The organism is Methylobacterium sp. CCH5-D2, assembly GCF_001556475.1.
Taxonomy (GTDB): domain Bacteria; phylum Pseudomonadota; class Alphaproteobacteria; order Rhizobiales; family Beijerinckiaceae; genus Methylobacterium; species Methylobacterium hispanicum.
The window spans coordinates 55,489-78,572 of the sequence record NZ_LSIX01000898.1; the positions used below are offsets into that span (position 1 = coordinate 55,489).

Annotated in this window: 29 protein-coding genes and 1 pseudogene; 16 read left to right on the forward strand and 14 right to left on the reverse strand. The window is 60.6% G+C overall.

Features of this window, described 5'->3' with window-relative positions:
* Nucleotides 1-36 precede the first annotated feature (36 nt).
* On the forward strand, nt 37-636 hold the full coding sequence (locus AX737_RS32520; protein WP_231729033.1) for a MarR family transcriptional regulator: 600 nt from the start codon (nt 37-39) through the stop codon (nt 634-636).
* A gap of 27 nt (nt 637-663) precedes the next feature.
* On the forward strand, nt 664-1,632 hold the full coding sequence (locus tag AX737_RS32525; protein WP_082773274.1) for a YeeE/YedE thiosulfate transporter family protein: 969 nt from the start codon (nt 664-666) through the stop codon (nt 1,630-1,632).
* Here AX737_RS32525 and AX737_RS36330 read toward each other — a convergent pair.
* The 5 genes from AX737_RS36330 to gap all read right to left on the reverse strand — a co-directional run bounded on the left by AX737_RS36330 (nt 1,612) and on the right by gap (nt 4,602).
* The gene (locus AX737_RS36330) at nt 1,612-2,076 is read right to left on the reverse strand and encodes a DUF6314 family protein (protein ID WP_082657592.1); all 465 of its coding nucleotides are present in this window, start codon (nt 2,074-2,076) and stop codon (nt 1,612-1,614) included. The genes AX737_RS32525 and AX737_RS36330 overlap by 21 nt on opposite strands.
* Before the next feature lie 11 nt (nt 2,077-2,087).
* Nucleotides 2,088-2,594, reverse strand: a complete 507-nt coding sequence (locus AX737_RS24320; protein WP_058454260.1) for a DUF417 family protein — start codon at nt 2,592-2,594, stop codon at nt 2,088-2,090.
* A gap of 35 nt (nt 2,595-2,629) precedes the next feature.
* A complete protein-coding gene (locus AX737_RS24325) occupies nt 2,630-3,118 on the reverse strand; it encodes a MarR family winged helix-turn-helix transcriptional regulator (protein WP_197430704.1) in 489 nt (162 codons plus the stop codon).
* A 113-nt stretch (nt 3,119-3,231) separates the two neighbouring features.
* The gene (locus AX737_RS24330) at nt 3,232-3,453 is read right to left on the reverse strand and encodes an XRE family transcriptional regulator (RefSeq protein ID WP_197430705.1); all 222 of its coding nucleotides are present in this window, start codon (nt 3,451-3,453) and stop codon (nt 3,232-3,234) included.
* A gap of 141 nt (nt 3,454-3,594) precedes the next feature.
* Nucleotides 3,595-4,602, reverse strand: coding sequence for a type I glyceraldehyde-3-phosphate dehydrogenase (gene gap / locus AX737_RS24335; RefSeq protein WP_058454262.1), 1,008 nt, complete (start codon nt 4,600-4,602; stop codon nt 3,595-3,597).
* 258 nt (nt 4,603-4,860) lie between these two features.
* Between gap and rpiA the strand changes: the two genes are divergently transcribed.
* Both rpiA and AX737_RS24345 read left to right on the forward strand, forming a co-directional pair.
* Complete coding sequence (gene rpiA, locus AX737_RS24340; protein WP_058454264.1) at nt 4,861-5,562, forward strand: ribose-5-phosphate isomerase RpiA; 702 nt, start codon at nt 4,861-4,863, stop codon at nt 5,560-5,562.
* 312 nt (nt 5,563-5,874) lie between these two features.
* A complete protein-coding gene (locus AX737_RS24345) occupies nt 5,875-6,369 on the forward strand; it encodes a MarR family transcriptional regulator (protein ID WP_230450755.1) in 495 nt (164 codons plus the stop codon).
* Nucleotides 6,370-6,389: 20 nt separating this feature from the next.
* On the opposite strand, the gene AX737_RS24350 is transcribed toward AX737_RS24345, so the two are convergent.
* From AX737_RS24350 to AX737_RS24360, 3 genes are all read right to left on the reverse strand, one after another.
* Nucleotides 6,390-7,151, reverse strand: a complete 762-nt coding sequence (locus AX737_RS24350; protein WP_058454265.1) for a hypothetical protein — start codon at nt 7,149-7,151, stop codon at nt 6,390-6,392.
* A gap of 76 nt (nt 7,152-7,227) precedes the next feature.
* Entirely contained in the window at nt 7,228-7,764 is a 537-nt protein-coding gene (gene msrA / locus AX737_RS24355; protein ID WP_029660570.1) for a peptide-methionine (S)-S-oxide reductase MsrA, read from the reverse strand.
* Between the two features lie 28 nt (nt 7,765-7,792).
* Nucleotides 7,793-9,019, reverse strand: a complete 1,227-nt coding sequence (locus AX737_RS24360) for a bifunctional alpha/beta hydrolase/OsmC family protein (protein ID WP_058454266.1) — start codon at nt 9,017-9,019, stop codon at nt 7,793-7,795.
* A gap of 226 nt (nt 9,020-9,245) precedes the next feature.
* Here AX737_RS24360 and AX737_RS24365 point away from each other — a divergent pair, with 226 nt between their 5' ends.
* From AX737_RS24365 to AX737_RS24395, 7 genes are all read left to right on the forward strand, one after another.
* Nucleotides 9,246-10,121: a LysR family transcriptional regulator gene (locus AX737_RS24365; protein WP_024588018.1), complete on the forward strand. Its 876-nt coding sequence runs from the start codon at nt 9,246-9,248 to the stop codon at nt 10,119-10,121.
* Between the two features lie 148 nt (nt 10,122-10,269).
* Nucleotides 10,270-10,713 (forward strand): peptide-methionine (R)-S-oxide reductase MsrB, encoded by a 444-nt coding sequence (gene msrB, locus AX737_RS24370; RefSeq protein ID WP_024350804.1) that lies wholly within the window; start codon nt 10,270-10,272, stop codon nt 10,711-10,713.
* Between the two features lies 1 nt (nt 10,714).
* Complete coding sequence (gene msrA / locus AX737_RS24375) at nt 10,715-11,254, forward strand: peptide-methionine (S)-S-oxide reductase MsrA (RefSeq protein ID WP_058454267.1); 540 nt, start codon at nt 10,715-10,717, stop codon at nt 11,252-11,254.
* A 134-nt stretch (nt 11,255-11,388) separates the two neighbouring features.
* Nucleotides 11,389-12,093: a glutathione S-transferase N-terminal domain-containing protein gene (locus AX737_RS24380; RefSeq protein WP_024350802.1), complete on the forward strand. Its 705-nt coding sequence runs from the start codon at nt 11,389-11,391 to the stop codon at nt 12,091-12,093.
* Complete coding sequence (locus tag AX737_RS24385; protein WP_058454268.1) at nt 12,090-13,058, forward strand: magnesium and cobalt transport protein CorA; 969 nt, start codon at nt 12,090-12,092, stop codon at nt 13,056-13,058. Before AX737_RS24380 ends, AX737_RS24385 begins: the two co-directional genes overlap by 4 nt.
* Nucleotides 13,059-13,227: 169 nt before the next feature.
* A complete protein-coding gene (locus AX737_RS32535) occupies nt 13,228-13,725 on the forward strand; it encodes a hypothetical protein (protein ID WP_231729029.1) in 498 nt (165 codons plus the stop codon).
* A gap of 76 nt (nt 13,726-13,801) precedes the next feature.
* Nucleotides 13,802-14,251: a hypothetical protein gene (locus tag AX737_RS24395; RefSeq protein WP_024350799.1), complete on the forward strand. Its 450-nt coding sequence runs from the start codon at nt 13,802-13,804 to the stop codon at nt 14,249-14,251.
* A gap of 106 nt (nt 14,252-14,357) precedes the next feature.
* On the opposite strand, the gene AX737_RS24400 is transcribed toward AX737_RS24395, so the two are convergent.
* The 6 genes from AX737_RS24400 to nadE all read right to left on the reverse strand — a co-directional run bounded on the left by AX737_RS24400 (nt 14,358) and on the right by nadE (nt 18,805).
* The gene (locus tag AX737_RS24400) at nt 14,358-14,654 is read right to left on the reverse strand and encodes an AzlD domain-containing protein (RefSeq protein ID WP_058454270.1); all 297 of its coding nucleotides are present in this window, start codon (nt 14,652-14,654) and stop codon (nt 14,358-14,360) included.
* A complete protein-coding gene (locus AX737_RS24405; RefSeq protein WP_024350797.1) occupies nt 14,651-15,376 on the reverse strand; it encodes an AzlC family ABC transporter permease in 726 nt (241 codons plus the stop codon). Before AX737_RS24405 ends, AX737_RS24400 begins: the two co-directional genes overlap by 4 nt.
* 76 nt (nt 15,377-15,452) lie before the next feature.
* Nucleotides 15,453-16,712, reverse strand: coding sequence for an MFS transporter (locus AX737_RS24410; protein ID WP_058454403.1), 1,260 nt, complete (start codon nt 16,710-16,712; stop codon nt 15,453-15,455).
* A gap of 8 nt (nt 16,713-16,720) precedes the next feature.
* Nucleotides 16,721-17,212 carry a DM13 domain-containing protein gene (locus AX737_RS24415; RefSeq protein ID WP_024350795.1) on the reverse strand — a complete coding sequence of 164 codons (492 nt, stop codon included), beginning with the start codon at nt 17,210-17,212 and terminating at the stop codon, nt 16,721-16,723.
* Between the two features lie 3 nt (nt 17,213-17,215).
* On the reverse strand, nt 17,216-17,689 hold the full coding sequence (locus AX737_RS36335) for a redoxin domain-containing protein (RefSeq protein ID WP_024350794.1): 474 nt from the start codon (nt 17,687-17,689) through the stop codon (nt 17,216-17,218).
* A gap of 234 nt (nt 17,690-17,923) precedes the next feature.
* Nucleotides 17,924-18,805 carry an ammonia-dependent NAD(+) synthetase gene (nadE, locus tag AX737_RS24425; protein WP_058454271.1) on the reverse strand — a complete coding sequence of 294 codons (882 nt, stop codon included), beginning with the start codon at nt 18,803-18,805 and terminating at the stop codon, nt 17,924-17,926.
* A 302-nt stretch (nt 18,806-19,107) separates the two neighbouring features.
* On the opposite strand from nadE, the gene AX737_RS24430 reads away from it, so the two are divergent.
* The 5 genes and pseudogenes from AX737_RS24430 to AX737_RS32540 all read left to right on the forward strand — a co-directional run.
* Nucleotides 19,108-19,713: a sulfite oxidase-like oxidoreductase gene (locus tag AX737_RS24430; RefSeq protein ID WP_024350792.1), complete on the forward strand. Its 606-nt coding sequence runs from the start codon at nt 19,108-19,110 to the stop codon at nt 19,711-19,713.
* Nucleotides 19,706-20,452 carry a ferredoxin reductase gene (locus AX737_RS24435; RefSeq protein WP_058454272.1) on the forward strand — a complete coding sequence of 249 codons (747 nt, stop codon included), beginning with the start codon at nt 19,706-19,708 and terminating at the stop codon, nt 20,450-20,452. The genes AX737_RS24430 and AX737_RS24435 overlap by 8 nt, the downstream gene beginning before the upstream one ends.
* 72 nt (nt 20,453-20,524) lie before the next feature.
* Nucleotides 20,525-21,538 carry an NADP-dependent oxidoreductase gene (locus AX737_RS24440; protein WP_058454273.1) on the forward strand — a complete coding sequence of 338 codons (1,014 nt, stop codon included), beginning with the start codon at nt 20,525-20,527 and terminating at the stop codon, nt 21,536-21,538.
* A 75-nt stretch (nt 21,539-21,613) separates the two neighbouring features.
* Complete coding sequence (locus AX737_RS24445) at nt 21,614-22,879, forward strand: thiolase family protein (RefSeq protein WP_058454404.1); 1,266 nt, start codon at nt 21,614-21,616, stop codon at nt 22,877-22,879.
* 16 nt (nt 22,880-22,895) lie between these two features.
* Nucleotides 22,896-23,084: pseudogene (locus AX737_RS32540) on the forward strand (NADP-dependent oxidoreductase); the annotation flags it as partial.

The window sequence follows — 23,084 nt, forward strand, 5'->3', positions numbered from 1 at the left end:
CATCAGTGAGCATGACCATCTCCGAATCCGTGATAGATGTATGCGCCGGTCATACATATTCGAGCGCTTGATGTCTATGCGTGGCGCATATATTCTTCCCGGATGGAGCCCGAGGCCGCCAAATATCATTTTGGTGCACTTGCGCTCGCGGTAGCTGACAGCATCGCGAGCGCATCAGCCTCGCTTTCGCCGAGCGGCCCCGCGGCTGCATTGATGGTTTTCCTTAGCTTCGAGCCGGGATTACCTATCAGTGTCCTTGCGAGCCGGATCCGGCTTTCGCATGCGGGAACAGTCCGATTGATCGATAGGCTCGAATCCGATCACCTGGTGGAAAGGCGGCGACACACGGCGGACAAGAGGGCGCGCTTTATCCACTTGACCAATGCAGGTGTGAAAATGACCGGCGCTCTGCTCAGAGCGCGCGAACAAGTGATTGCAGCGTGTGTCTCGCCGCTGTCGCCGGCTGACCTGAACAAACTAGGCCGATTGTCCGAGCGGCTCCTTATCGCAAACGGTTACGAGAAATCTGGTGTCGAGACTATGTGGCCCGTGGTTGGCTACCGGGGACAGACACCGGCTGAAAATGCATCTCAGCCCGCCCGCCAGCTGCGCCGGCGCCCTTCGCACAAGGGCTGACGAGAAACCGAGGCAGGCTTGATATCTTTGGCATCGATCGCGTTCGACTTTCTCATATGCATACTGGCCTTCTGGTTCGGGTATTCTGCGAACCGAGGCGGCACGTGCTTGGTCGTAGCGGCTCATGAGTTGCAGCAACGGCGCCGACCAAGAATGTTCGTCGGATTTGTTGCGGCGTCTGCGGCTGCTGGCCTTATTGCGATACCGCTCGCCTGGGCGGGGACGCTGAACGCGACCCTCCCACTCTCGACGAGCGTCAACGGCCTCCTCATCATCGGCGCCATCGCCTTCGGCCTCGGCGCGCTCATAAATGACACCTGCCTGCTAGGTTCACTGGCACGGTTAGGGGATGGAGAGATGCGGTTGCTTGCCCTTCCTGCCGGACTGGCAATCGGCATCTTGGCCGCTGATTTCGGCCGGTTTGGCGCCGTCGCGACATGGCCAAGTTCCATCGCTAGGCCGAGTGTCCCTGGGGCCGCGACGCTTCTTGCCTTAGCCGTCGTGCTCGCGCTGGCGGTGATCTTCGTATCGCGGAAGACCCCACCGCGAAGAAGGCAGAGCTGGGCATTTGGCGCTTCAATGATCGGCCTCGGTATCACTGGTGGGCTTCTCTACGCGCTTTCGCCAGCATGGACATTCGCTGACCTTATCCAACGCGGCCTTCCTCTTCGAATGTCGCCAACAGGCGAGGACGCACTGGTTGCGGTCATTGCCTCAGTTGCGGGAGCCATCACGGCATCCGTGCGCCAGGGTCGCTTGCGTCTCCAGCGGCCGACGGCCGCCGGCATCCTGCGGTCGATCGCCGGCGGCGCGTTGATGGGAATAGGCATCGGCCTGATACCCGGTGGCAACGACGCTTTAATCCTTGCCGCAATGCCTACGCTTTCTCCGGGCGGCATAGTCGCCTACCTTGTGATGACGACCACGATCGTTTTCGGATTCGAAGCGCGTGACAGACTGGCCAGGAACGGCGCGTCAGGCCAGGGGAAAAAGTAGACGGTCCGGCGTCGTTGGTGACACCTTTGAGTACCGGCTCCGCAGGTCGTACGCCTTTCGTGGACCAATGACCCCTATAACTGTCTCGAAAGATCCTGCGTCGAGAATTCGGTAAAAAGCGTGATAGGCGTCGTCACCGCAGAAGTGGGTGTCTGTTGCCTCGTACCCCCAATTCTTGCGCGAGAATGCAAGGTTGAGAAACAGCTTCCCGGTGTTCGGTCCGTCTGCGAACTGAACGTCTACTCGGTGGCCGACCGCGCAGTACCGATATTGCCGAGACGCTGAGAGTTCGCGGCCATCCCGAAGCCGAAGTATCCCGCTTTCTCGATAGGTGAGCGCGGATTCACCTGTCGAAGCGAAATCCGCGTCGCCAATCAGTTGTTCGCCCGTCGGATCGACGTTGCGACGAAGCGCCCACTCTCCACGGAGCGTGTCCAAGACCATCGTGCCTATGTTCACGACCGATCGATGGTCATCGGCCCAAGGCGCTCATTTTTGGGTTGGACCGACGCAAGCAGCAGCACAAGTGATGCCGCCAGCAAAACTGCGTCCTTCAGCAGAAACTGGCCAGGAGCGGCGGATATCGCAGGAAAGCCTCCGGCAGTCGGCTCCCCGACCCCAGGCGTCGTAAAAAAGAAGGTCAGGGTGATGAAGTAGGTCGCCGCCGACATAAGCGCGCCAAGCGCTGAGAAGGATGGGCGGAAAGCCCCTAAGGCCAGCACGACTGCGGTCGACAGCTCGATGACGCCGACAAAGTAACTTTGGCCCTGTACCCCGAACATACCCAGCCAACTCATGATCGGACTATGGCCGATGAAAGGGGCGATGCCATCGGCCTCGTAAGCCGTGAATTTCATCGCGCCGAACCAAGAGAAAACGATCACGAGCGCCCATCTCAACAGCGCCAGTTCCTTCCGACTGCGCTCGGGCACAAGCAATTCATACCGATCGAAAATACTCATATCGAACTCCTCAAAAGGGGATGATCGTCAGGGCGTCACGGACGATGGTGGCCGACTGGGCAATCGGCACACCGGGCCTGATCGCACAGACGACAGATTGCCAAGCCGCCGTGGAGGTCCGAGAACAGCGACGACAGGATGTTGTCCGCGGCCCGCTCCAGCACGACGCGATCGTCAGCCGACACTTTGCTCAGCAGCTCGGACACCGCCGCGTTCCGCAGACCTAGCAGCTTGGTCCGCTCCACCTGACCACGCGAGGTCAGCGAGACATGAACTACCCGGCGGTCAGAGGGCGATAACGATTTCGCCACCAGGCCTTGCTCGCCTAGCCTCTCGACGACGCGAACTGCACCTGCATGCGAAAGCCGGAGAGTTTGCCGTACCTGGCCGATCGACATTCCTGGCGCGTGACCGATCGCGATCAACGCCGCGGCCGTCTCGCCCCCCGCATTGAATGCTTCAGCGATCGCCAAGCGCACGCGGTCAGACACCGCTTGAGACAGCGCGCCAAAGATGTTGATCAAGCGATCCGAGGGGTCATCCATCGCCGCGACTCACGCAATATATGCGTCGCGCATACAATATCTGTGGGCCGGTGTCGAGCCTCTTGCCGGAGTACAAGCGTTCGCTGGAAGGCTTAGACGTCGTCGGTGCCTACCGGCCCACCTTCGCCCTCCATCCGATTGATCGCACGCACATCCTTGGCGTTGAATTTAAGCCTCACGCCGAGCCCTCCGCTATTGTCCTCGCCGATGAAGACCGCGCCGCCGCGTTCGAGCGCGTCCCGCAGCCGCGTCAGATCCGAGGCTGCAAACACGCTGGCGCCGGCTTCGAATTGAGCTAGCGCCTCTTCCTCCAAGCCTGCGATCTTGGCGACATGTGATCGCGGCCACTGAATGAGCGCTCTCGCTGCACGTGCTAGTGGCCCATTCATGTTCAATGCCTCCGTTTCGCGAACGCATCTTGTCGCCAAGATCCGACTTTTCCCGCAACCGATCCGCTAGATGAGCTTCGCCATCACCACGGCGACATCCGCCATGCGTGTCGCAAAGCTCCACTCGTTGTCGTACCAAGCAAGCACGCGAACCATCCGGCCATCGACGACATCGGTCTGGGGTAGCGCGACGATCGAGGATTCGGTCCGGTGGGTCAGATCCACAGACACCAATGGCTCTGTCGTGTAAGCGAGCACCCCACTCATAGGACCACTCGCAGCCTGACGAATGGCGTCGTTCACTTCGTCGATCGTGACCTCCCGGGATGCGGAAACAGCGAGATCGACGACCGATACGTTCGGCGTTGGCACGCGGATTGACGAGCCATGGAGCTTGCCTTTCAGTTCTGGCAGCACGCGTCCGATTGCGTTCGCGGCTCCGGTCGAGGTTGGGATCATCGACAGCGCGGCTGCCCGTGCGCGGTAGAGATCCTTATGCACCGTATCCAGCGTCGGTTGGTCACCGGTATAGGCGTGAACCGTGGTCATGTAGCCCCGCTCAATGCCACATAGATCGTTCAGGATCTTCGCGACGGGCGCGAGGACATTCGTGGTGCATGAGCCATTCGATACGACGACATCATCGGTTGTCAGCGTTTCGTGATTGACCTTGAAGACGATCGTCTTGTCTGCGCCCTCGCTGGGCGCGGAGACGAGCACGCGCTTTGCTCCCGCACGGATGTGCGATTCAGCCTTCTCCTTGGAGGTGAACAAACCCGTGCATTCGAGCGCCACGTCGACTCCAAGCTCGTTATGCGGAAGCTTTGATGGATCGCGCTCCGAAGACACTTTGATTTTACCGGACCCGATGTCGATCCAGTCTTCGCCGGTGGCTATCGATCCTTGAAAGGGGCCGTGAACTGAATCGTACTTCAGGAGGTGCGCCAACGTAGCAACCGGCCCGAGGTCGTTGATCGCAACCACCTCGATGTCGTCACGCCGTAGTTCGACGATCGACCGTAAGGCCAGTCGTCCGATCCGACCGAAACCGTTGATTGCGACCTTGACCGTCATGCCTGTGTCCCCTGGTTCGCCGAACTGGCTCCGGCATACGCACTTCGCTCAGTGCCGCCTGGCATACGGTGGTCGTCTCCAGCAGCGAAAGCTTGCCGATCAGACCATCCACATTATGTATGCGCCACGCATAGACCTATCCGTCTGTTGGCTGCAGGTCAACGAGGCAATGTCGGCATGGAGGATTAGGTTTGCGCCGCCCGGTTTCATAATCGACCTGGTGATGGCACGCATGCCGGCGAGATGAAGTGGCGTTAGATGTCTAACCGAGAAGCAGAGAAGAGGCTGGCTGCAGCTAGAGCGGTCGACGAGATCGAAGACGGCATGTTCGTTGGACTTGGGACCGGAAGCACAACAGCGTATGCCATTCAAAGCCTGAGCGACCGCATTCGGCAGGGCCTTCGCATCACCGCTGTCGCCACCTCCCGAGCGACCGAAATGTTCGCTCGTCGTCTCGCGGTGCCGCTCGTTCCTTTTGAGCAGTTCGGTTCGGTAGACCTCACGATCGACGGCGCCGACGAGATCGATTGCCACTTTCAGGCGATCAAAGGCGGTGGCGGCGCCTTGCTCCGAGAGAAGGTCGTGGCTGCCGCTTCTAGCCGGATGATCGTGATCGTAGACGCAAGCAAAGTCGTTCGACGGCTCGGCGAGTTTCCTCTGGCGGTCGAAGTCGTGCCCTTCGCGAGCGAGTTCGTTCGAACGCATCTTGCCAACCTTGGAGCCCGTGTGGGGCTTCGCTCGGTCGAGGGAGAACCATTCCTCACAGACCAGAGCAATCACATCTTGGATGCAGCCTTCGGCGAGGGCCTTAGGCCAATTGAGATCGCCCGAGCGATCGATGCCATCCCCGGCGTCATGGAGCACGGCTTGTTTCTCAGCGAGATTGACACTGTCGTGATCGGACGCGGCGAGACGGTCGAGGTGCGGCGCAGAGAGCATACCGCCGAACCGCGCCAATAGGTGCCGACGAGGGATGGCCCCTGGCGCAGGGGTGATGTGATTCGGCCGTTTTGGGAGCCAAAATCGCGACAGCCCACACCGATCCATAGCCGCCAGGTATCGCCATTTTATGCGACCGGACGACCCAGATCCCGGATTTCAATCTTCCGCGCAATCCGCAGTACGTCCTAAGCCGTTGTAAAGACGCTGCTTTCGGGTCACCTCGATCCCTTGGCATTGGAGGGGTATGGCTTGCTGTCTATGCTTCGCGCACATATAGATGGGGCAATGGATGGACCTCGAGATCGAAATATCTTTGGGGCGTTCGCACTCATGATCAGCGACGACATCGTTCGCGCTAGTTCATCGCGGGCGCCAGAAGCTGGACCCGCCGCCTCGGCGCTTGCGTTGATTGCCCATAAGCCAGGGCTATCGATCCGCATGCTGTCAGTTGGGGTGGGACTTTCTCATGCCGCGACCGTCCGCTTGGTGGACCGTTTGTCGACGGAGGGATTGGTCGAGCGGCGCGAGCATTCGACTGACGGGCGCACGCGGTCCCTCCATCTTACAGAGGCTGGCAAGGTCGCGAGCGATGCGGTCTTGGCCTCGCGCGACAAGGTGATCGCTGAGGGACTATCGATCCTCACCCCTACCGAGTTGGACGCTCTTTACAGCATTGCTGAACGCGTGCTGCGCGATCGCCTGGAAAACCTCGAGCATTCCTACCGCATCTGCCGCTTGTGCTGTTACGAGGGCTGCACGAATTGCCCAATCGATGCCGAGTTGCACGAGCGCGGCGTAGACCGCGAGAACGGCGGCGAGGCTTAGAGCTCTGGAAGTCGCAGGTTTCAGTGTTGAGCGATGAGATACGCCGCCAGAAACCCCACGACCGTGATCAGGCCTATGAACGGCGGCGCCTTCTCGAAAGCTTCAGGGATCATCGCTTCCGCCAGCATCGCTATGACCGCGCCGGCTGCGAACGAGAGAATGGCAGGGGCCTGAGTGGACGCCGAGCCGAGCAGAAGGTTTCCCGTGCCGGCGGCGATGCAAACAAGTAACGGAATACCGATCCAGACCGCGTAGATATAGCTTCGCGATCGGCCCGCGACTTTCATTCCGGAAGTGCTCGACAGACCCTGTGGCACATTAGCCAAAAAGAAGCCTGCCACCACTGCAAGGCTGATCCTGCCTCCGCCAGCCACGGACATCCCAATTACGAGGGCCTCTGGAATGCCGTCGAGAACGCTGCCGAACGCAATCGCAGCACCGCTACCGCGGCGCTCCTGTTCAGTGGCCTGCTCGGTGCATTCACCGCATCGCTTTCGATGCTTCGCGCCCCTGCCAGAGAGAAACCAGTTTGTGCCGCTGAAGATTGCGGCCCCTGCGAGCAGCGCAAAGATCGCCAAGGGTCCCATGCCAGCCGACACGCGATCACCGATGAGTTCGGTAGCGACCACGGCAATCAACACACCACCACCGAAGCCCATCACCGCTGAGATCATGCGGTGAGTGAGTCGCCCGTACAGCACGTCCGCAAGTACCGCCCCGACCAGAAGTCCGCTTCCTGACAAAAGCCCCCACAAGCCGGCGATTACGTATTCGGGTATCATCGCAAGAACCCAGCTGACCTAGCGACGCGGGGCGAGCGCCTTCGCGTCCGTATCGTTGACGATCGTCCCAGCGCGCTCATCGTTTCGCTCGGTCCAATCGCCAAGCCGGTCGCTCGAAGTGGCAGCTATAGCCGCCGGGTCGACGCTGGAGGTACTTCTGATGCTCTGGCTCGGCCTCCCAGAACGGCTCTTCCGGGTTGATCTCGGACACGACAGGTCCCGGCCAGCGCCCCGACGCTTCGATCTCGGCGATTGTCTCCAGAGCAACGTCCATCTGCTTCTCAGACGTGTAGAAAATCGCGGACCGATAGCTTGGTCCGACGTCGTTACCTTGTTGCTCGTATGTCGTCGGATCGTGGATTTGGAAGAAGAGTTCCAGGAGAGCACGATATGTCAGTATCGAAGGATCAAACGTGACCTCCACCGCTTCCGCATGACCATGGTGTCTCGTGTAAGTCGGGTCCGGCATTTCGCCGCCGATGTAGCCGACACGCGTCGTCACGACGCCCTTCGCGCGGCGAAGTAAATCTTCGAGGCCCCAGAAACACCCACCCGCAAGTATCGCTCGCTCGGTTCGCGTCGGCGTCTGGTCGGTAGTGGGCAGACTCTGCATCCGATCAACCTCCGCTCTGTGCACCACATCAGTTCGCCGGCGCCGCACCTGCAGGCTGCGCATCGCTCGAAAGTTCGGTCTGCACATCCGAGCCTCGGACGAGTGTCAGGTCGACCGGACACCGATCCGCGATTTCCAGAATGCGCGCCCGCTGTTCATCGCTGAGCGGCCCATCGAGAGAGACGGTGCGCGTGAAGCGGTCGGGAGGCATCATGTCCGCCACTTTCTCGTGTCGCACGGTCGTCGTCGCTCGCTCCAGCGGGAAGCCTTTGCGGTTCGCGTAAAGACGCATTGTCATCACCGTGCAGGCTGCCAGTCCGGCCGACACCAGTTCGTAAGGAGACAGGCCGCTGCCGAGACCTCCGACCGATTCTGGTTCATCGGCGAACAGCGTGTGCTCGCCACTACGGACCGTGAGTTGGAACTTCCCCGCCAACGTTTCCGACGCCACGACTCCATTCGCTAACTCGACTTGTGGAAGGTCCGCCGCGAGCGGCGGCAGGAAGCGGCTTGCCCACGCTGCGACCATAGCTGAGGCGTAATTCGCATCTTCGACATCGGTGAGAAGGTGATCGGCCGTGTCGAGCGAAACAAAGCTCTTGGGATGGCGCGACGCGACGAAGATGCGCGAGGCGTGCTCGATACCCACGACTTGATCCACCGGTGAATGCATCACAAGCACCGGACGTCGAAGGGCAGCGATAGACCTCTCGATGTCCACTTCGTCGACCGTTTCAAGGAAACTGCGGCGGATCAGGAAGGGCCTGCCAGCAATATCCACCGATGCCTCGCCCTCGCTCGCTATCGCGTCTAGGTCGGCAGGTTGAAAGACGCGCAATATATGCTGAAGATCAGCCGGGGCGCCGATCGTCACTACCGCTGCGATATCCGGCAAGTCGGCGGCGGCTACGATCGCAGCCGTGCCGCCCAGGCTGTGTCCGACAAGGAGGGAGGGGGCCTTACCGGCGACAGCCATGGCCTCCGCGGCGGCCTTAAGATCATCGACGTCGGAAGCGAAGCTTATCGCTTCATCCGCAGAACTCTCGATCCCTGTGCCGGCGAAGTCGAACCGCAAGACGCCGATGCCAGCCCGCGAGAGGGCGCGTGCGATGTACACGGCGGCGCGGCTGTCTTTCCCGCAAGTGAAGCAATGGGCGAAAATAGCCCAGCCGCGAGGCGTACCTTCGGGCGCCTCCAAATACCCGGTTAGATCAGAGCCTCCACCACCGGGAAACGTGAACGGTCTTCCTGTCATAAGCGTCGAGCCTCCCACGGCGACTTAGTGGGTGCACCGGAACCCTTGGGCCCTGGCGGAAGCGCCATCAGGCCCGGACTAGCCGTCCAAGACATTCTTTTTATATGCGTGGCGCATATAGACAAGCCCCTAAAGCGTGATTATATGCGTCGCGCATACTTCTGGTGGCGGTCGAAAAGACCGGTCTTGGAAGCGGCATCATTCACGGCGTGCAGGCCGAAGGGCTATGGAACTCAATCAGGTCAGCTATTTCATCAACTTGGCCGAGACGCTGAATTTTACAGCAGCGGCGCGGTTGAGCGGTGTGTCCCAGCCAAGCCTGACACGCGCGATCCGCCGCTTGGAGGAAGAGCTCGGCGGTCCGCTCATTTATCGCGATGGGAAGAACAGCCGTCTCACCGGCCTTGGCCAGGACGTGGAGGCTGAGTTTCGGCGCATGTTAGTCGCGATGAAAAGTGTTCGGCATCATTCTGAAAACTGGGCCATGGGGAGGCACCGGGTGCTGGACGTAGCCGTCGCCCCGACCGTCGGGCCGAAGCTTTTCACGGCCTTCTTCGAAAGCGCGTTGGCAGAAGTGCCATCGATCGAGATCAAGATGCATTCGCTCGGGGCGAGTGAAGACACATCGGAGGTGCTGTCGGGCAAGTATCACGCATGCATCCTGCCGCGCGAGACGCGGCCGGACCGCAAGCTTGATGTGCGACCTCTGTTCCGTGAGCGCTTCGTACTCGGCTGTTCCGCGAAACACCCGCTCGCGGCGAGCGATATCGTGCGAGGCGAGGACTTGTTGGAGTTCCCGTTCGTTGATCGTCTGAAGTGTGAGTTTCGCGAGCAGATCCTAGACCATTTCGCACGACGGGAGGTGCTGATGCGGCCGCGCTTCCGGTCCGATCGTGACGATTGGGTGCAACGGGTCGTCGCAGACGGCGAGGCCATATGCATCCTTCCGGAGCGGTCGGCTACAGCCCAAGGTCTGGTTACGCGTCCGATCGATGGGTTTGTCCTCGAGCGAGAGGTCGTGATCGCGACGGTCTCTGGCTCCACGGCGCCGGTTGAGATCAGGAAGATCGCGCAGATGGCGGCCAGATACGCGTGGAACTGAACGCCGCTGATCACAGCGGAGCTATCGAAACTATACGCACAGCGTATTGGATAAATATAATTGGCACTGCGATAGTCGAGGTGACCGTCAAGCAAGATAAGATGTCCGTAATGTGCCTTGGCCCTGAAACCAAGTATTGGAGACGATCATGAAGTTTGAAAAGTCTCAGGCAGCGATCGACCGCCTGACCCCCGAGCAACGCCGGATCACCCAGGAAGACGGCACGGAGCGAGCCTTCACCGGTGAATACAACGATAACAAAGAACCGGGCATCTACGTCGATGTCGTGTCCGGAGAGCCGCTTTTCGCATCGACGGACAAGTTCGAGTCGAAATCCGGCTGGCCCAGCTTCACCAAGCCCATCGTCCCCGCGCACGTGAACGAGGTGCGGGACAGTTCGCACGGCATGGTCCGGACGGAAGTTCGATCGGTCCATGGCGACAGCCATCTCGGCCACGTGTTCCCCGACGGTCCGGCCGACCGTGGCGGACTGCGCTATTGCATTAACTCGGCCGCCCTTCGCTTCATCCCGCGCGATGAGATGGAAGCCGAGGGCTACGGCGAATATCTCGATCAGGTGGAGGAGGCGTAACATGCATCAGCGCGCTGTTCTCGCAGGCGGATGTTTTTGGGGCATGCAGGATCTGATCCGCAAGCAGCCCGGCATCGTGTCGACCCGCGTCGGATACACCGGTGGCGACGTCCCGAACGCCACCTATCGCAATCACGGTACTCACGCTGAAGGGATCGAGATCATTTTCGACCCGGCAGCGACAAGTTACCGTAACATCCTGGAATACTTCTTCCAGATCCACGACCCGACGACGAAAGATCGGCAAGGCAACGATCGCGGCCTCTCCTATCGATCCGGCATCTACTATGTGGACGATGAGCAGAAGCGGGTCGCCGAGGAGACGATCGCCGACGTCGACGCCTCCGGACTGTGGGACGGCAAAGTCGTCACCGAAGTCGAGCCTGTCGGCGATTTCTGGGAAGCGGAGCCGGAGCACCAAGACTATCTCGAGAAGCGCCCGGGCGGTTACACGTGCCATTTTCCGCGCGCGAATTGGGTGCTCCCCAAGCGTCAAGACGCTGGTGCTACCCAGCCTACCACCGGAGCGGCAGCAGAATAGCTGCAGCGCCTATCGCGACATAGCGCTCTGCATCGCAAGCAATGGGACCGCATCGGCGAACGATGCGGTCCTCGTACGGCCCCTCAAGCGGTCATGCCGCTTGCCGGCCATCGATTTGGTAGGATTGCCCCAGCATGCCAGACCTTTCGTCATATCCGATCACCAAGCGCTGGCCTGCCTCCAATCCCGATCTCCTGCAGTTCTATGCAGCGCCCACGCCCAACGGCGTCAAGGTCTCCATCATGCTCGAGGAGACCGGCCTGCCATACGAGCCGCACTTTATCGACATCAGCACAAACGAGGCCAAAGACCCCGCTTTCGTGTCGCTGAACCCAAACGGGCGGATCCCTGCGATCATCGATCCGTCAGGGCCCGATGGTGAGCCGCTCGGCGTTTGGGAGTCCGGTGCGATCCTCGTTTACCTCGCCGAGAAGACGGGCCGATTGATCCCACCGGGACAAGCCAGGCGTTATGAGGTGCTGAGTTGGGTATTCTTCCAGATGTCGGCGATCGGCCCGATGTTCGGTCAGCTGGGCTTCTTTCTGCGTTGGGGCGGAAAGGACTACGAGGACAAGCGGCCTCAGCAACGGTTCGCCGACGAGTCCAAGCGCCTGCTGGGGATCTTGGATCGCCAGCTGGATGGGCGCGAGTGGATCGTCGACGACTATTCCATCGCCGACATCGCGACGCTCGGCTGGGTCAATGCCCTGGTCAGCACCTATGACGCCGGTGACCTGTTGCGCATCGCCGAACACCGGAACGTCCGGGGTTGGTTGGATCGCGGCCTCGCTCGACCAGCCGTGCAGCGGGGCCTGGTTATCCCTGCGAGGCCCGCATGAGCGTCATCGCCGCTTACTATTACGACGAGGGTCGCCGCATCCGCGAAGTCGCTATCGACGAGCGGGTTGAGCTCGACAAGAACCGATCTGGCTTCTGCTGGATTGGGCTCAGCGAGCCTTCGGAAAGCGAACTCAGGGCGCTTCAGTCGACCTACAATCTGCATCCATTGGCGATTGATAACGCGATGCATCCGATGTGCCCGCCGAAGCTCGAAGTCTATAACGGCGAGCTTTACGTCGTCGCTCAGACGGCCGAGCTGGTTGGGGACCGCATACGCTACGGCAAGACCGCGATCTTCACTGGTCACAACCATCTGATCACCGTGCGTCACGGCAACGCCGGAGCGCTTGGCAATCTTCGCGAGCAGCTTGAGGGTTCGCCTGCTCAGTTTGGTAAGGGTGTCGACTACGTCCTGCATGCCATCCTTCACCGCATCGTCGATCAGTATCTGCCGATCTTCGAAATGATCGAGGACGACGTGCTCGCGATGGAGAGGCGATCGCTCGACGACTTCCTGGGGCGGGCGGAGGTCGCGCGCATCTTCGGCTTGCGATGCGAATTGACGCGTTTCCAGCGAACCCTTGGCGCTATGGCGGAACTGGTGCGCAAGCTCGTTCGCGGACATTTCCCGTGCATCAGCGCTGAGGTGCGGCCGTACTTCAACGATGTCGCCGACCATGTCGATCGGGTCCAGTCCATGGTCGATGGCCTCCTCCAGGTGCTGTCCACGGTCTTCGAATTCAGCAGCCTTCTTGAGGCGCAGAGGACAGGCGTCATCACGCGCCAGCTCGCTGCCTGGGCGGCGATCCTCGCGGTCCCTACGGCCATCGCGGGCATATATGGAATGAACTTCAGGAACATGCCGGAGCTGGACACAGCTTACGGCTATTTCGTCGTGCTCGGCCTAATGCTGACGTTCTGTCTTTTCCTGTTCGTCCGCTTCAAGCGAGCCAAGTGGCTATGATGGTGCTCCGCATCTTCAGTGCTGGTCGGTCACGGAGCCAAAGCGCGCCTTCGGTCGGCGCGCAACCCCTACAATCCGAACTCGAGGTGCATTGATGACAACTCCAGTGAGAGACGTTCTGGACGCCGTACAGTCCTTCGTGGCTAAGGGCTATGACCGAGAGTACCGTGTGAAGGACGGCGCTCTTGTCGATCTCGAACTCGGATCGACCCTCGACGCGTGCAGCATTCGTGTCGATGCCGCATTACGCCTTGAGAGCGGCGATGGAGCCGAAGACGCCTCGAACATCTACGCCATCACAGATCCGGCGACCGAGCATAAAGGTCTGCTTATCGATGCCTTCGATGTGTTCGACGAGATATGTCACCGTGACCTGTCCGAACGGCTTCTTGAGCATCGTGAAACAGCTCCGGCCGGTGACGCCGACGTGCCGAGCAAGCATGGGCTGCGCAAAGTCTACAAAAGCGAGTTTGATCGCGACCCTGAGCGTTACGTTTTGCGGGAAGGCTTCCCTGACTTTCCGGCATGCCCGTTCGGGGGAGCCTTCAGCATCCTCGGCTTCGATACAGCAGAACAATCATACGTCTGGCTCGTGACGAGCATTATTCGGGATCCCCGGCTGATCAGGATTCCCTACCAGGGCGAAGACGTTATTACCGACGAATGATGTCGGCGGAGCGCGGGAAACCCAGACCCCAACGATGGATGGGATGCCCCTTAAGGTCAAAAATAACGAGGCAGAGATGGACTGGAACAAGGACCATATTCGCGAGACAATGCTGTCGCTTGAAACCGCGGCGCTGCAAAGCGCTCGCAAGAAGTATCTGGATTACGTCTCCACCGCGCGCCTCGATCGCAGCGAGCCGATCGAGAACGACGAGCAGGCGCAAGCCGAGGTGGCGAGCGACTTTGCTGAGGCGCTCGATGACACTCTCGATGACTATGTTGATAAGCTCGACAAACTCCGGACAATCGATTTTGGACCAAAGTCAGAAGTCTCGGAAGGCGCCGTCGTCAAGCTGTCCGGTAAGCACTTCGTCATTTCGGTCTCGACTGGCAGGTTCATTTGTCATGGGCAGGAACTGATGGGCATCTCGACGATGGCCCCGATCTACGAGGCGATCGAAGGCGCGCGAGCCGGGGAAACGGTGCAGTTCAATGGCCGCGATTTGACCGTGGAGGCTGTTGCGTAGGCGAGGACCCGCGGTCCTCGGATCGTGAGTGCGGGCCATCGACGTTCGCAGCCTTACTGGACGACATCCGGCCTCCCCATTGCCGCTTCTCTCAGATGATCGGCACTTACGAGCTAAGCCACCCCAGACCTGCGTAGGCGAGCATTCCCAATACCATCGCCACGATGACCTGGTTCGTGGCGATCGCTGCACCCAGCGCGACACCGGCCGCGATCCAGGTTGGAGGTGGCTGACCGATCAACGACGACGCGACCAAGCTGACCACGATCAGCCCAGGCAACTCGTCCAGAACCCAAGCCTGCCTGGAAACCCTAATTCGTTCACCGGCAATCAATCCGGCGACCCGGATCGCAAACGCAGCCACAACGAGCAAACTGACAACACCCCAGTGCGAAGCGCTCATCGGGCTGCCGCCTCGATCCTGCGCTTCAAGAAGGTCACCACCAAGCCGAAGAATGCGCCGACGATGATCCCGTAAGCTTTGGGCATGCCGAGCGAGATGACGGCCATGGTCGCTGCCGCGGCCATGGTCCATGGCAGAACTTGGGAACGTCCCCGCCACAGACCTCGCGCCATCGCAATGAAGGCCGCCGTGAACGCGAAGCTCAGGCCAAAGCGTCCGAGATCGGGCAGCGCGGCGCCAAGCAAGGCCCCGAGCGTCGTGGAGGCTGTCCACATGGAGATGTTCACCAGCCCTGAGCCTATGAGGAATGGTGCTCCGACATCGGGGGACTTCGCCCGCTCGGACATCGTCAAAGCCCAGTTCTCGTCGCCAGTAATGTGGATGGCGAAGAGCTTCTTCCTCAGCGACAAGCCGGCCAACACCTCGGATAAAGAGGCGATGATGCCGACATAGCGCAGGTTGAGTGACGCACCGGCCAGAACCGCGCCCAACACGACACCTGTGGAAGCGAACTGCTCAACCGCGATGATTTGCGAAGAGCCCGCATGGGTAGAGGCGCTCATGATCGCGACGCCCCACCACGGGAAACCTACCTGTACGGCCAGGAAACCAAAGGCCAAGCCGTACACGCTGGCCCCCAAGGCCAACGGGAGGATGGCGATCGCCCCCCGTTTAGCCTCGTATGCGTTTCTCGCGGCTAGAGCGTTCACGCTCTCATCCATGACACGTTCCGCCTTGTTCTCAGCCAGGCTCCTCTAACAGCCGACTGGCAATCCTTCGGTCGTCGGCATAGGCGTCTCAGCGGCGCTGATCCGCCGGGGTTCGTATCATCGCGTCGAGCGACCCGGTGATCATCGCCGTGCTCGGGCAGCGTGTTGCTCTCGTCTTGACCGAGCGGTCTGAGTGCCTGCGGACACCGGCCAAGACCGCCAGGGCAGTCAGCAGTGCCGCTGCGTAGAGGAACAGGCCGCCAGGGCCGAGGAGGTCCATCACCAGGCCTCCGATGAGCGGCCCGGCGGCGGTTCCGATCCCGTTGAGTAGGAGAAGTCCGCGAGCGGTCCCCAGCAGCCGACCCGCAGGAAGGTCGTCATTCGCAACGGCAAGGCATAGCGAATAGATGGGAATACCGAAGCCGCCGAACAGCGCGCCCGCCGCAAGTAGCACAGGCAGAGGCGCCTCCGCAGCCAGCGCTACGCCGATCGCAGCCGCCGCGGAAGCCAGGGCGGCGCCGGCAATGACGAGTGTCCGCGACACGCGGTCCGATAGCCATCCCAATGGCCACTGCAGCACGAGCGTTCCACCAAGGACCGCAGCCATGAACGCAGAAATGCCGCCCACATCGAGGCCAATCCTCTGCGCAAAATTGGGGCCTAGTCCCCAGAAGCCGCCGATGGCCAGGCCGGCTAGGAAAACGCCGACCGACGGAAGGGGCGAAATTGCAACGAGATCGCGAAAGGCGACGGGCTCCTGTTGAACCTCGGCCGGGGGATGACTGGGCAGTAGCGTGACGGGGACGACGGCCGCAGATATCAGCAGCGAGACGAACAGGAATAGCGTCACGTCTGCAGGCGGCGCGATGTTGAGCAGCGCTTGACCAAGGGCCCATGAACCCATCGAAACAACGCCGAAGATCGACAAAAGCTGACCGCGCGTGGATTGAATCGCGTGCGCGTTGAGCCAACTCTCAGTCGCTAGGATCATGCCTGCATAGGCGAAGCCGGTCACAAGGCGAAGCGGCATCCATACGTTCGCCTCCACGAATGCGACATGAAGAAGAGCCGTCATTGAGGCGATCGCGGCGAAGCCAGCGAAAGTCCTCACATGGCCCACGGACACGATCATCTTGGGCAGCGTGAGAGCGCCAATGGTGAAGCCCGCAAAGTATAGGGACATCATCGCGCTGATCGTTTGAGCTGAAAAGCCTTCCTCCCCAGCCCTCACGATCAGGAGCGTACCCAGTAGACCATTGCCCAAGAGCAACGTGGCGACGCTCAACAATAGCGCTGCGACCGGCGCCAAAACGAGCCCCCGCGCGCAGGCCGCCTTCACGCTGTTCATCGCCTGACTCATTTCCGAGCCTGGCGCGGAGGCTGATACGCCGCAGAACTGATGAACTGATCAAAGGCTTCGCACCAGATGACAACGGCGCTGTAGTCGCGAACGTCGATGTCGGCGGGCACCTCCATAATGAAGCCGTTGAACGTCCTCACATCGCCGACCCGGGCCGACGCGTCCTTGATCGCGAGGAACGCTTCCTCGGTCTCGACGAAGTGCGGGGCGAGATAAAGCTTGTAGTCCGGCCCGGGAGAGAGACGGCCGATGTGTGCGATCCGGTGAGGCAGGATCTGCACTTCGCCTTCACCCCAGTGCAGCAGGTCGCTGCCGGCTAGATCACGAGAAAGCTTTCCCGAATAGAGCGCCTCAGGCGTCGAACTCCTCAACGCAGCTTCAGTGGGCGACGCCGGCGCGGTGAGGATAGGCAGCGTGTAGATGCCGGCAGCAAAGCCTGTGATGCCAACGACGAAGTGGGTGCAGGCTAGAATGAGCCACCGTGGCATGTTTCACGAGCTCTCCAAATTTGCCACCAAACGATCCGCGTCCAGGTGGAAATCCGAAAAGACGATGCGACCGTCGGCATTGATGACCGTGAACCACGGCGTTCCCCGTGTCCGGTAATCCTCCATGAACGTTGGAAACGCAGCACCAGGCGGCGGTTCGTCGTGCCCGAAGGCGACGGGGAGACGGTACTCCACCTGATTGATGCGCAACTTGTCGAATGTATTTTCGTGCGCTCCTTCGAAGACCGTCTGGATCACTGCGAATCCGACGCCTCTGGACTCCAGCGCACCATGCAATTTCTGCAGTGTGGGAAACCCATGCAGATGGCAGCCCCTGCACCAGTGCTGAAACGCGAAAAGGATCTTCGGCCCTACGCCAAGATCCGATAGCTTGATCGGCGTCTGAAGGTCGCTTCCATCCACGGCGATCCACCGATGAATGCGAAGCTCTGGCGCTTGACGATCGGCCGCGCTCATCCCTCTCTCCGAACACGAAGCATGTGCCCGACGTGCAGCGAAAACTCGCGAGCGCAGGGGAACTGCTATACTTCACCGCCCCACGGCCCGAGCGTCAAATAGTCGATAAGACCAAAATCTTGTCTCGACTATACCCGACGAGGCCACGAGTTTACGTGGATGACTATGAATTCCAACGCCGGTCTTTTCCAATAGCGGCGTGACATAGTTTCTATGTCCTAGGCGGGAGCAAATTTAGCGTCCGTTCGACCCTTGCGGCGCCAGAAGCTGCACGTTGGAGGCCACAGGCAGCGCGCGCTTATGCGCGGTGGCTCGGTACGCTCTTTGGATCGTCTCGACCGCCGCCTGGGCCACACCCCTTCCTTCGAGGTAATCGTCTATCTCATCATAGGTCACGCCGTAGGCGTCTTCGTCGGGGTGTAACGGCATCGCGTCATCCAAATCTGCCGTGGGAACCTTACTGATCAGTTCCGCCGGGGCGCCCAGATGAGACGCGATCGCGCGAACGCGCCGCTTATTGAGACCGGCGAGAGGGAGAACATCGGCCGCGCCATCGCCGAACTTTGTGAAGAAACCCATCACCGCTTCGGCTGCATGGTCCGTGCCAATCACAAGGCCGCCCAGGGTCCCCGCGAGAGCAAACTGGGCGACCATCCGTTGGCGTGCCTTGATGTTCCCGAGCACCGTACTGCGCAGGCCGGGGTCGGCGGACTCGTAATTGGAGCCTGTCATCTCGCTCCACAGCGCGTCGGTCGCGGGCTTTATATTGATCACCGCAACGCGGTCGGGCCTGATGGCTGACAAGGCAAGCTGAGCATCGCGCTCGTCCATCTGTTCGCCATAGGGCAGCCGCACCGCTACAAACTCGCATTCGTACCCGATCTGACGCAGATCCTTCACGGCCGATTGCGCGATTAGGCCCGCCGTCAGGGAATCGACGCCGCCGCTGATTCCAAGCACATACGCTCGCTGCCCCGACGACCTCAGATAGTCGCGGAGGAAGGCGGCGCGTTCTACCGCCTCGCGTCGGGCATCGAACGACGCCGAAACGCCGAGCGCTGCGATAATCTCGTCTTGGATGGGAATGACGACCTCCTGGGCACGCCGCAGTCGCATGCTGGCGACCTCACCTCGCGAAGCTTCTCTGTCCCACGAGCCATAACGCTCACGCAATACCGATTCAAAGCTATCGAAACTATAGCGACAGGGCATTGGGAAAGCAGTCTGATATAAAGCTATAGTCGAGGCGGGATTATCGCGAGTCATAGTGATGAATTGCGTGTCTCTACTGATTTAACACCCGGTTGTCTGAACATCAGCTTTGCGATCCGCTCGATATCTTTCCTTTGCGAGGGTCATCTACGCATTAGCCTGAGATGAAGTCGGTCGGTCTGTCGTGACGAGCAAGGGGGTTCGGCATGGTCACCAGAGGTTTCACCGGCCGCGGTTCAGGCGGCGACCACGAGGGCCGTATTCCGCCAGGTCAACATCTCGTGGAGAACTTTCCCGTTCTTACCGCTGGGCCAACGCCTCGTATCGAGACGTCCGACTGGAAGTTCACGGTCAAGATCGGTCCGAGACCCGTGAAGGTCTGGAGTTGGAGTGAATTCAACGCCCTTCCAAAGACCAAAGTGACCAAAGACATTCACTGCGTCACGTCCTGGTCCAAGCTCGACACGAAGTGGGAAGGCGTGCTGATCGAGGACATCCTCGCTGACGCTGAAGTTAAACAGCCAACAGACTTCGTTCTCGCGCACTGCTACGATGGCTATTCGACGAATGTTCCGCTCGCGGACATGTTGTCCGGCAAAGCTATGGTCGCGCTGAGCTACGCGGGCCAGCCGCTTCCCCGCGACCATGGCGGACCGGCGCGCCTTCTTGTTCCGCATCTCTACTTCTGGAAGTCCGCCAAGTGGGTGAATGCGCTGCAGTTCACCACTCGCGACGAGGCCGGGTTCTGGGAGTTGCGCGGTTATCACATCTACGGTGATCCGTGGCGCGAGCAACGGTACACCCATGACTGAGTTCGATGCGCAACCCGCGTCGTGGCAGTCAGGCGTGATCGACGAAATCGTCCAACAGACACCGAGTATCAAGAGCTTTTTCCTGCGGTTGCAGGAACCATTCGTCCATACAGCAGGCCAGCACGTCGACGTCCGGCTGACCGCCCCAGACGGCTATCAGGCGATGCGCAGTTATTCGATCGCATCGTCGGCGGGCTCTTCACCGATCCTGGAACTCGCCATCGAGCGCCTGCCGAATGGCGAAGTTTCGCCATTCTTCCACGACGTCGCCGCAGCCGGCGACGAGATCGAACTCAGGGGACCGCTTGGAGGCCACTTTCTTTGGCCCGAGCCTACCGACAAGCCGGTGCTGCTGATCGGCGCAGGTTCAGGCGTGGTGCCGCTGATGGCGATGATCCGGCAGCGTCGGGCATCGGCACAGGCCGTTCCAGTCGCTCTGCTCTTGTCGGCGCGAACCGCTGAGGACGTGCTCTTCTCCAGCGAACTCCACTCAATCGAGATGAGCGATCCCACGTTCATCTTGACGCTCGCGATTACGCGAGAAGCGCCAACGCGCGCCTCGGACTATGGCCGACGGATCGACGATGGGATGGTCCAGGCGACAATCGCACGTCTCGGTCGCGACCCGGGCCACGTGTTCGTTTGCGGGTCGAACGGTTTCGTCAACATCGCGACGGACAGCGCATTGTCGGCAGGGCTGGGCGTCTCGATCATCAAGACCGAGCGCTACGGTGGGTAGGGGCGGCCAGATGATCGCATCCCATCACGCGGGAGCGCCCAGCTCAAGCTCTGTCCGGGAAAGGCTTCGCGCATGACCATCATGGCCCGTCAATTTCACCTTAAAAGTCGTCCCGAAGGGCTACCGCAGGCCAACAACTTCGAACTCGTCGAGCAGGATCTCCCCGCGCCAGAGCGAGGACAACTGCTCGTCGCCAACCGGTGGCTCTCCGTTGACCCTTACATGCGCGGCCGCATGACCGGTCGAGAAAGCTATATGCCGCCCTTCCAAGTTGGCGAGCCTCTGGATGGCGCCGCGATCGGCGTCATAGTCGAAAGCAAGGATGAACGGTTCAGCCCTGGCGAGGTCGTGAGCCACTTTGCCGGCTGGCGCGACCGCGCGATCATCGACGCCGCATCCGCTACTAAGATCGATACGACGATTCCAGAGCAGGCGTATCTGGGCCCGCTCGGTTTCCCAGGCTTCGCCGCCTACATCGGCATGCTCCAGATCGGAAAGCCGCGAGCTGGCGAAACTGTGTTCGTGTCAGCAGCAGCGGGTTCGGTCGGATCGCTCGCTGTCCAAATCGCAAAGATCAAGGAATGCCGAGTCGTTGCGTCCGCGGGCGGCGAGGACAAATTGCGTTGGCTGCGCGAGGAAGCAGGCGCTGATGCCACGATAAACTACAAGAATACGGACGACATGGTCGCAGCACTTCGCGAAGCTGCGCCTAAGGGTGTCGACATCTATTTCGACAACGTCGGTGGCACGCACCTGGAAGCGGCGCTTGAGGCGGCCAATGACTTCGCACGCTTCGCTCTGTGCGGAATGATCGAGCAATACAATAGCGAGCCGGTCGGTCCCCGCAATATCTATGCGGTTATTGAGAAGAGCCTCCTGCTGCAAGGCTTCGTCACCATCCACAACATGTCGGTTTGGGAGGATTTCCAGCGCGACGTCACCCGGTGGATCGCCGATGGGAAGGTCAAATGGCAGGAGACGGTTGTTCACGGCCTCGAGAGAACCCCTTCGGCGTTCCTCGATCTCTTCGCCGGAAAAAACATCGGAAAGATGGTCATCGACCTCAGGGATGGGGAGACGCCCTGACGGGCGGCGCCTGCCGTCAGCGGACCGCACCACGCCACCTCGTCTAATTAAAATCTTTTGCTTTGGGAGATCACCGTGAGCCGCTTCGCTGAACCAGTTTTCATAGCCGCAGGCTTGCGGACACCATTCGGCCGTGGCGGAGGAGCGCTGGCAAATTATGACGCGGCCTCATTGTCAGTGCCAGTCGTCCAAGAAATGGCGAAGCTTGCGGAGCCCGATCTGTCGATCTGGGGAACCGTCATCCCGAACCTGGGCTGGAGCAATATCGCTCGCGAAATCTGGCTGGACGCGAAGCTCAACCCCAACGTTCCAGCATTCTCCGTAGTCCTAGCGTGCTCGACCAGCATGACCGCGAGCTTCGCCGCAGCCGGGATGCTCGGCGGCGGGCTCAACCTGATACTGGTCGGCGGGTCTGAGGTCATGAGCCGACCATCGCTCGCTCTCACCGCTGAGGCATCTAAACGACTCACCGATCTCTTCGCGCAGGATCCGGCCGCAGCACTTGCCGCCCTGGGGGCGTTGACCCCTCAAGACTATGTGCTCCCCACGAAGGGCTGGGCCAACCGCCTTACGGGCAGGACGATGGGCGATCACATGGAGGAGACCGCCAAGGCGTGGCGCATCTCGCGTGAGGCTCAGGATGACTGGGCTCTAAAAAGCCACCAGCGCGCCGTCGCCGGCTGGAACGGCGGCTTCTTCGATGACCTCGTGATCTCGTTGCCGGAGCTTTCCCGCGATGCGAACCCGCGCGCGGACACATCCGCCGAACGTCTATCCGGTTTGAAGCCCGCCTTCGATCGTGAGAGCGGAATGGGTAGCCTGACAGCCGGCAACAGCTCCCCCATCACGGATGGGGCGGCCGGCTGTTGGGTGTCCAACGAGGAGGGTCTGAAGAGGCTGCCCGATGGCACGCCCTATGCGCGGATAATCGACTACGAAGTCTCGGCGGTCGACCTGCGCACGGAGGGGCTGCTGATGGCGCCGTCATATGCCATTCCACGACTTCTCGCGCGCCATCACCTTGGCTTCGCCGACATCGCACTTTGGGAAATCCACGAGGCCTTCGCGGCACAGGTGCTGGCCAACGTCGCGGCCATCACCGATCCGAACTGGGTCCGAGAGAAGGCCCGTGTTTCGGCTGAGATGGGCAACTTCGATTGGGATCGCGTCAATCCGAACGGCGGCTCGGTAGCCATCGGACATCCCTTCGGCGCGACCGGCGCGCGTGATCTCAGCCAAGCTGTGAAAGAGCTGTGGGCCATGCCGGTCGGATCTCGAGGGATCGTCAGCATCTGCGCCGATGGTGGTCAAGGCACTGTCGCCCTCCTCGAACGCATCTGATCGGAGGACGAAAAAAATGAAGGCGATCCGCTTCCATGAGTTCGGCGCTCCCGATGTTCTTCGCTATGAGGACGCGCCGACACCTGTGATAAAGCCGGGAGAGGTGCTCGTCCGTGTACAAGCGGCAGGCCTCAACCCGCCCGACTGGTATCTCCGCGAGGGATACAAGGCTCTGCCGCCCGAGTGGCGGCCGTCGGTGACATTC